Source organism: Streptomyces sp. DvalAA-14 (assembly GCF_900091855.1).
In the GTDB taxonomy this organism is placed as follows: domain Bacteria; phylum Actinomycetota; class Actinomycetes; order Streptomycetales; family Streptomycetaceae; genus Actinacidiphila.
Window position 1 is genome coordinate 1 of record NZ_FMCH01000579.1, and the last position, 1,702, is coordinate 1,702.

The following is a 1,702-nucleotide window of genomic DNA, read 5'->3' on the forward strand; positions in this document are numbered from 1 at the left end:
CCGCCGCCGCTGTCCTGTCGCTGCTCGCATCAAGTTCCGTAATCGAGGTAGTCACTGTCTCGTCCGGAGCGTCCGGATCGAAGGACGGAAGCCCTTCCTGGGACTCCGCCTCGACCGCATCCGCCTCCGGCAGGAACGGGGCGAGCTCCGGCAGCTCATCGAGGCTGCGCAGGCCCATACGTTCCAGGAAGTAGTTGGTCGTCCTGTACAGGATCGCACCTGTCTCGGGTTCCGTCCCACCTTCGGCCACCAGCCCCCGCTGGAGAAGGGTGCGCATCACGCCGTCACAGTTCACGCCGCGCACCGCGGAGACCCGCGAACGGCTGACCGGTTGGCGGTAGGCGACCACCGCCAGCGTCTCCAGCGCGGCCTGGGTGAGACGGGCGTGCTGGCCGTCGAGCACGAACTTCTCCACCGCGGGCGCGAAGGCGGGCCGGGTGTAGAAACGCCAGCCGCCGGCCACCAGCCGCAGGTCGAAGCCGCGGCCCTCGCGGGTGTAGTCGTCGGACAGCTCGCGCAGCGCCTTGGTGACGGCCCGCCGCGGCCGGTCGAGCACCTTCGCCAGATGCTCCTCGGTGGCGGGCTCGTCGATGACCATCAGCACCGCTTCCAGGGCCGGCTTCAGTTCCAGCTCGGCGAGCTCGGCGCCCAGCAGGCCGACGGGGGCGGGCGCGGTGCCCTCGGCCGCACCCGGTTCCAGATCGGCGGTCTCCGCCGGTTCGGCACGCCCGGTCGGTTCGGCACGCTCGGTCATCGCTGATCTCCGTTCTCGGTCGGCCGCGGTGCCGCGGATCGCGCGCCCGGATTCCCGGCTGGATTCCCGTTCGGTCTCCCGCCCGCCGTCCCGTTCGGCTGCCCCTCGGTTCCGGTCTCCGGCGGCCGGTCGAACTCATCGGTCACCAGCGGTACGTCGGCCTCGTCGGCGGCGCCGGTCCAGCGGACCTGGAGGTCGCCCAGCGCCTCCTCCTGGTCGAGCGTGACCGCCTTCTCCCGGTACAGCTCCAGCAGGGCGAGAAAGCGGGCGACGACGGTCAGGGTGTCGGGGGCGTCCCGGGTCAACTCCAGGAAACTGGCCGCGCCCAGCTCGCGCAGCAGCGCGATCACATGCTCGGCCTGTTCCCGCACGCTGACCAGTGGCGCGTGGATGTGGTCCACGTAGACCTGGGGCCTGGGCTTGGGCTGCATCGCCTTCACCGCGAGCTGGGCGAACCGTTCCGGGCCGATGCTGAGCACCACTTCCGGCAACAGCTCGGCGTGCTGCGGTTCGAGGCCGACGGTGCGCGGGTGGCGCAGCGCCTCCCGCTCCAGCCGCTCGGCGAAGATCGCGGCGATCTGCTTGTACGCGCGGTACTGCAGCAGCCGGGCGAAGAGCAGGTCGCGGGCCTCCAGCAGGGCCAGGTCGGCCTCGTCCTCGACCTCGGCGGACGGCAGCAGCCGGGCCGCCTTGAGGTCGAGCAGGGTCGCGGCCACCACCAGGAACTCGGTGGTCTGGTCGAGGTCCCAGTCCGGCCCCATGGCGTGGATGTACGCCATGAATTCGTTGGTGACCTTGGACAGCGCGACTTCGGTGACGTCGAGTTTGTGCTTGGAGATCAGCTGGAGCAGCAGGTCGAAGGGACCCTCGAAGTTCACCAGCCGCACGGTGAACCGGCTGGCGCCGTCCTGCTGCCCGGGCGAGGCCGCCGGCTCGGGGCCGGGCTGC

General features: G+C 71.0%; 2 protein-coding genes. Both read right to left on the reverse strand.

Annotation, left to right across the window (positions count from 1 at the left end):
• Positions 1-754, reverse strand: a 754-nt coding sequence (gene scpB, locus GA0115240_RS31390; protein ID WP_107407242.1) for an SMC-Scp complex subunit ScpB, incomplete at its 3' end; no start/stop codon positions are given.
• The coding region (locus GA0115240_RS31395; protein WP_141709033.1) for a segregation and condensation protein A at positions 751-1,702 on the reverse strand (952 nt) is incomplete at its 5' end. The genes GA0115240_RS31395 and scpB, both read right to left, overlap by 4 nt.